Here is a 5,962-nt window from a genome sequence, read left to right as displayed (position 1 = left end):
CCCGCAACCCCATGTACGTCGGGATGCTGCTGGGGCTCGTCGCGCACGCGGTCGCACGGCGCTCGGTCGTCGCAGCGCTGCCCGCCGCGGCGTTCGTCGCGGCGCTGCACCCGCAGATCACCGCCGAGGAGCGCGCGCTCGAGGCGCGGTTCGGCGACGAGTACGCGCGCTACCGCGCGACGACGCCGCGATGGGTGGACGCGCGGTCGGCCGGTGCGGCGTGGCGCGCGCTGCGCGCGCACGCGTGAGCCACGTCCGCCCCGGGGCGTGCATCTAGCACCCCCGCCACCGTCCTGCCTGCGGCCACTGACGCCTTCCACACGGCCCGGCTCGTGGAGGAGCTGCGGGCGCTGCTCGCCGACCCGACGTGGGTCACCACCCCCGGAGGGACCCCGTCCGTGGCCCGGCCGTCCTCGGCCGGGTCGGCGTCACGCACCCACCTCCAGCCCGGCCGCTCGCCGACGCGACGCGTCGCGACGGCGTCCCACCCACGCCAGCAGCAGGTCGACGAGCAGAAACGCAGCCAGGGTGACCCCGAGCAGCGGCAGGAACAGCCCGACGGCCGCGGCGACCGCGAGCACGGCCACGGTGCCCCACCACGGGACCTGTCGCAGGACGCCGCGTGCGGGAGGGGCGCCGGGCCGGTGCTGCGTGCGGGTGGGTCGGCGCTGCCACCACATCGTGTAGCCCCAGACGACCATCGCGACGATGCCGACGGCCAGCAGGAGCAGCACGATCTGGTGGGGCAGGCCGAACATCGAGCCCATGTGCAGGTCGATGCCCCACCGTGCGAGCTTGGCGATCAGGCCGAACTCGGCGAAGTCGACCCGGTCGGTGACCTGCATGGTCGTGCCGTCGATCGCGACGGCGTCGACCTCGGTGGGGTAGCTGCGCTGGATCTCCTGCACGACCCATGCCGTGCCGGGTTCGGCCGGTGGCCGGATCTCCACCAGGCCGGTGTTGACGTTGACCTCCTGCGCCACGGAGAGGACCGAGTCGAACGCGCCGGGTGCGTACGTCCCGCTGCTGACGCTCGGGGTGACCGCTGCGGTGTGACCTGCGTGCTCGTCACCTGCACCGTCCCCACCTCCGTCCAGCGCCGTGCTGACGGCCGGGGTCGACCATCCGAGCGCGCCACGCAGGTCGGTGACGTTGGCACCGCCGTGCTGGGACCACGTGATGCCGGTCGCGGACAGGAACAGCGCCCCTGCCATGACCCAGATGCCGACGGCGAGGTGGCGGCTGCGGCTGCGGGCGTAGGGCGTCCTGCCCGTCCCGGGGCGCAGCATGTCCCGGCGGCGGCGGGTGCGGCGGAACTGCACCACCCACATCGCCAGACCGGACAGGGCGATGATCCCCAGCCAGGACGCTGCCAGCTCGCTGTAGAGCCGGCCGGGGTCACCCAGGTGCAGGCTGCGGTGCAGCTGGTCGATCCAGGTGCGCAGCGGGAGGGCTCCGCTGGTGCCGTAGGTCGTCAGCTCGCCGCGGACCTCGGCGGTGCCGGGGTCGACGAACACCGCACGGGTCTCGCTGGGCCCGAGGTCGGTGCCGGCGAACATGACCCTGGTCGTGGCGCCCGGCCCGGGGGCGGGTCGCACCGCGACGAGCGTCTCGTCCTGGCCGACGTGCTCGCGGGCCGCGACGACCTGGTCGGCCAGCGGCAGCGCGGCGGCGTCGGGTGACGCTGCGGTGAGTTCGTGGGCGTAGACGACCCGTTCGATCTGCGGGGTCAGGGCGTACAGCCCGCCGCTGATCGCCGCGACGACGATGAACGGTCCGACGAACACCCCGGCGTAGAAGTGCAGGCGCAGCAGGAGCGGGCCGAGCCAGCGCCTGCGGGCACGCGGTGGGCTCGTCGTGGTGGCTGCGGGTGGCGTGTGGCTCGGTGCGGTGGGCGTGGTCATGTCAGCAAGGTCTCTCCGATGAAGCCGCCTTCGGCGCAGCCGGGCGGGATGGCGAAGACGGCAGAACCGATCGGTGTGGTCCACTCGTTCAGCAGGTCGAGCTCGTCGAGGCGTTGCTGCAGCGGGACGAACTGGGCGTCGACGTCGGCCTGGTAGGAGACGAACAGCAGCCCGGAGCTCGAGATCTGCTCGCCGACGGGTGCGTCGTCGTAGTTGTACGCGCGGCGGAAGATCCGCTGCCGGGTGTCCTCGGAGCGTGCGCGGCGCACGTGCGAGAACTCCGGGATGACGGGGAAGCCGATCGCGGTGGTCGCCTCGAAGTCGGGTTCGTCGTGCTCCTGCGCCCCGGTCAGCGGCGCCCCGTTGGACAGGTAGCGCCCCACGGACTGCTCGCGGCCGCTGCGGTCGAGCTCGTCCCACTTGTCGAGGTTCATCGCGATCCGACGCACGACGATCCCGGTGCCGCCGGCCAGCCAGCCGTCGCGGATCCACACCAGCTCGTCGAAGTCGGCGGTCCCCGGTGCGGGGTTGACGGTGCCGTCGACCTGTCCGAACAGGTTCCGCATCGTGGTGCCGGAGGCCTGCGACCCGCGTGCTCGGCGGAACCCGGTCTGGGTCCAGCGCAGCCGGGCGAAGCTGCGGGTGTCCTTGAGCAGCATCCGCACGGTGTGCGCGACGGTCATCGGGTCGTCGGCGGCGACCTGGATCAGCAGGTCGCCGTCGCTCCACGCCTCCTGCAGCCGGTCGATCCCGAAGGCGGGCAGCGGGCGCAGCCACGACGGGGCGTCGCCGGTCGTGGCGCGGCGCACCAGCTCGGGGCCGAACCCGAACGTCACGGTCAGCCGGGAGGGCACCAGAGCGAGCTCCGGCTCCGAGTCGGCCAGGGCGGCGACCCCCTGGGTGAGGCGGGCCGCGTCGTCGGTGAGCAGCTGCATCATCCGCCGCAGACCGTCCCGGTCGGTCTGCGTGTGCAGGTCCAGGGCCACCAGGGTCGTGCAGGCCTGTGGCGGCGTCGTGGCGATCCCGGCCTGGTGGGTGCCGTGGAAGTCGACGGTCTCGGTGCCGTGCAGCGCCTCGCCCACCTCCGGCGGGGTCGTCGTCGGGTCGTCGGACCTCGTCGACCGCCGGGTCAGTGCATCGGCACCGACCGCGACGACCGCGCCGGCGCCGGCGACAGCCCCTCCGAGGAGGAACTGCCGCCGACTGGGTCCGCTGCGACCGGCCTCAGGCGTCCGGTCGCGGGCCATCACTCGTCGCCCATGTCCATGTGCTCGCCCTCGCCCGTCTCCGTGTGCTCGCCCATGTCCATGTGCTCGCCGCCCTCGTACGTCTCGTTGGCGCCGGAGTAGTCCTTGGCCGGGACGGTGAACTCGTAGGTGGAGCCGTCGGAGAACGTCAGGGTGAACGCGACCTCGTCGCCGGCGCGCAGCGGCGCGACGAGGTCCATCAGCATCAGGTGGTTCCCGCCGGGCTCCAGGCTCAGCGACGTCCCGCCGGGGATGGTGAACCCGTCGGCCTTCTCGCGCATCACCATCTGCCCGGACTCGTTCTCGACGGTCTCGTGCAGCTCCATCGCGGTCGAGGCGGGGCTGGTCACCGACACGACGGTGACGTCGGAGTCGCCGGTGTTCTCCAGCTCCCCGAACGCCGCGGACATGCCGGAGTCGGCGGACTTGACCCAGCCGTCCTCGAGGACGACCGACTCACCGGCGCTGCTCGCAGCGGTCCCGGTCGGACTCGTGTCGGGGCTCTGGGCGTCGGTCCCGCAGGCGGCGAGGGCGAGCACCGCGGCGGCCGCGGCAAGGGTGGGCAGGGCGTGTCGAACAGACATCACGATCTCAGCTCTCATTCGTTCAGAAGGAAGACAGGTGGTGGGCGCGGTCAGCGCGCCCGGGTGCGCGCCCGACGACGGACGACCAGGACCAGGGCGTAGATCCCGGCTGCGGTGCCGGCACCGGCCGCCGCGACCAGCACGGTGCGCAAGAGCCCGTCCCCGGACGCGGCCGTGGACCCCTCGGCCCCCGCCTGGGGGTCCCGGGGGTCGGCGGTGGTCGACGACGTCGTGCTCGGCGCTGCCGGCGACGCCGACGGCGGGTCGTCCCGCACACCGAAGGGGATGGCCCCGGTGATGGGGTGCCCGTCGGAGGACACCACCCGCCACCGCACCGTGTAGCCGCCGTCCGGCAGGTCCGGCTCCAGCGGGACCGTCACGACCCGGCCGTCGACGACCGGCGCACCGGTCGCCCGGTCCTCGCCCGCGGCGTCGGCCACGACGACCGCGGCCCCCACGTCCATCACCTCGGCCGAGAACTCGAGCCGGATCTCGACCGGCGCCTGCTCGAGGCGCTGGTCACCGCCAGGTGCGCTGTCGGTCAGCTGGTCGTGCGCGGACGCCACGGTGGACGAGCCGAGAACCATCAGCCCGGCGAACGAGCTCACAGCCACGGCCCGCCCCAGGGCATGCCTCAAGGACGAAGTCACGTCGAACCACCTCACGCGGTGCCGGGCACACGCGAACAGCCCCGGGCACGGCAAGCGCGCACCGGGCAGGTGTCCCCGACAGGTCGTCGGACCAGCGCGTCAGCAGCGCCGGCTAGGTCAGGGCAGGACGACCGGCGAGCGGCGGGCCGCGGCGCGTGACGCCACCCAGCGCGAGAAGGAGCACACGACGGACAGGACCGTCGTCGGCGACGACGACCGCTGCGGCCACGGGACGCGCGACCACGGACGTCGACGGCCGGACCAGCACGAGCAGCCGGCCGGCGAACCGCAGCAGCACCGCCGCGATGCGCGCCGCCACGACCTCGCCGTGCCGCAGCGCGAGCACCGTGACCACGCCCGCCACGGCGTGCGCGACCCACATCCCCGCCGACGCGTGAGCGAGGTGCCCGACCGGCTCGACGGTCCCGGTCAGCACTCCCACCGCGTCCGGGCCGTGGTGGCCGGTGTGGCCGGCAGCTGGCGACGCCGTCGTCCCCGGGGTGGTCGCACCGAGGACGAACAGGACGTGGAACATCAGCTGGCTCATCGCGACGGACACGGACAACCGCATCCAGCGCATCCGCACGCCGGCCAGCACCGAGCACACGGTGAACGAGAAGACCAGGGGGACCACGACGCCGAGGGGACCCGGCAGCGCGCCTCCCGCCGTCACGTGCGACACCAGCGCGACGAGCGTCGAGGCGATCGCCGCACCCAGCCCACGGGTCAGTCGACGGGCGCCATCAGGTGGCGCCGCGACGTCACCCGGCCCGGACATGGCGGTCATGCTACGCGGGAACCGGGACCGAGGTCCTACCCGGCGCGGCGGCCAGGGCTCCCGCCCTCCGCCGGAGGACGAACCCGCGCTGCGCGGCGCTCCGACGTGGGTCACGGCTGACACTCTTCGTGTTTCACTCGTCGCAATCCGTTGCGATGATCGCAACGGATTGCGTACGGTGAATACATGGAGAAGCGCGACGCGATCGACGACATCATCGACATCGTCCTGCCCGTGCCCGCCCCGGCGCCCGCGGACGCCGACGAGCTGACGCGGGCACCGCTGGAGGCCGTGCGCGAGGAGGTGGTGCGGCAGCGCGAGGTCTTCGAGCGGTACCTGCGCGTCGCCGACGGCGACCGGTCACCCACGCGCCAGGACGTGCTGCTCACCGAGATCGAGCGGGCCCGCACCGAGATGCGCGAGGCCGAGGACCGGCTGCGGATGCTCGTCGCCTACGGCCGCGAGTTCGTGGCGCCGCAGCCCTACCCGCTCAAGACCCTCGCGGCGGCCGCCGGCATGTCGATCTCGGGCACGCGCAGCGCGTACACGTCCGACGAGGTCGCCGCCGTCGCCGAGCGCACCGGCCGCCGGCCCGTCAGGAGCACGGCGCTCGACGCGTAGCCGGGCCGGACGAGCGGCTGGCGACTCAGACCCGGCCGCGGCGCCGCCCGAGGGCACGGCACGGCAGCACGGCAGGATGACGACGTGACCGCCGCGCCCGCTCCCGACCACGTCGAGCTCAGCACCGACGACCTGCGCGCCGTGGCCCGGTACGCGGCGGACTGCGCCGCGCAGGTGC

General features: G+C 73.7%; 6 protein-coding genes and 1 pseudogene. 2 read left to right on the top strand and 5 right to left on the bottom strand.

Annotated elements, in window-relative coordinates; genetic code table 11:
- Positions 1 to 248, top strand: a pseudogene (locus J7523_RS19840) (methyltransferase); the annotation flags it as partial.
- A gap of 180 nt (positions 249 to 428) precedes the next feature.
- On the opposite strand, the gene J7523_RS19835 reads toward J7523_RS19840, so the two are convergent.
- The 5 genes from J7523_RS19835 to J7523_RS19815 form a co-directional block, all read right to left on the bottom strand.
- Positions 429 to 1,904 carry a PepSY-associated TM helix domain-containing protein gene (locus J7523_RS19835; protein ID WP_291890439.1) on the bottom strand — a complete coding sequence of 492 codons (1,476 nt, stop codon included), beginning with the start codon at positions 1,902 to 1,904 and terminating at the stop codon, positions 429 to 431.
- Positions 1,901 to 3,151, bottom strand: coding sequence for a Dyp-type peroxidase (locus J7523_RS19830; protein WP_291890438.1), 1,251 nt, complete (start codon positions 3,149 to 3,151; stop codon positions 1,901 to 1,903). The genes J7523_RS19835 and J7523_RS19830 overlap by 4 nt, the downstream gene beginning before the upstream one ends.
- Positions 3,151 to 3,735, bottom strand: coding sequence for a copper chaperone PCu(A)C (locus J7523_RS19825; protein ID WP_291890436.1), 585 nt, complete (start codon positions 3,733 to 3,735; stop codon positions 3,151 to 3,153). Before J7523_RS19825 ends, J7523_RS19830 begins: the two co-directional genes overlap by 1 nt.
- A gap of 50 nt (positions 3,736 to 3,785) precedes the next feature.
- Positions 3,786 to 4,385, bottom strand: a complete 600-nt coding sequence (locus J7523_RS19820; RefSeq protein ID WP_291890434.1) for a copper resistance CopC family protein — start codon at positions 4,383 to 4,385, stop codon at positions 3,786 to 3,788.
- Positions 4,386 to 4,497: 112 nt separating this feature from the next.
- Positions 4,498 to 5,163: a hypothetical protein gene (locus J7523_RS19815; RefSeq protein ID WP_291890433.1), complete on the bottom strand. Its 666-nt coding sequence runs from the start codon at positions 5,161 to 5,163 to the stop codon at positions 4,498 to 4,500.
- A gap of 186 nt (positions 5,164 to 5,349) precedes the next feature.
- Here J7523_RS19815 and J7523_RS19810 point away from each other — a divergent pair, with 186 nt between their 5' ends.
- Positions 5,350 to 5,784, top strand: coding sequence for a hypothetical protein (locus J7523_RS19810; protein ID WP_291890431.1), 435 nt, complete (start codon positions 5,350 to 5,352; stop codon positions 5,782 to 5,784).
- Positions 5,785 to 5,962 lie beyond the last annotated feature (178 nt).

It is taken from the genome of Cellulomonas sp. (genome assembly GCF_017744555.1).
Classification (GTDB): Bacteria; Actinomycetota; Actinomycetes; order Actinomycetales; family Cellulomonadaceae; genus Cellulomonas.
Note: the sequence above shows the minus strand (reverse complement) of the source record. Positions and strands in the feature narration are given on the sequence as shown.

Excerpts from the sequence above, each read along its gene's own strand:
- J7523_RS19835 (WP_291890439.1), bottom strand. The coding sequence starts at position 1,904 with ATGACCACGCCCACCGCACCGAGCCACACGCCACCCGCAGCCACCACG.
- J7523_RS19830 (WP_291890438.1), bottom strand. The coding sequence starts at position 3,151 with ATGGCCCGCGACCGGACGCCTGAGGCCGGTCGCAGCGGACCCAGTCGG.
- J7523_RS19825 (WP_291890436.1), bottom strand. The coding sequence starts at position 3,735 with ATGTCTGTTCGACACGCCCTGCCCACCCTTGCCGCGGCCGCCGCGGTG.
- J7523_RS19815 (WP_291890433.1), bottom strand. The coding sequence starts at position 5,163 with ATGTCCGGGCCGGGTGACGTCGCGGCGCCACCTGATGGCGCCCGTCGA.
- J7523_RS19810 (WP_291890431.1), top strand. The coding sequence starts at position 5,350 with ATGGAGAAGCGCGACGCGATCGACGACATCATCGACATCGTCCTGCCC.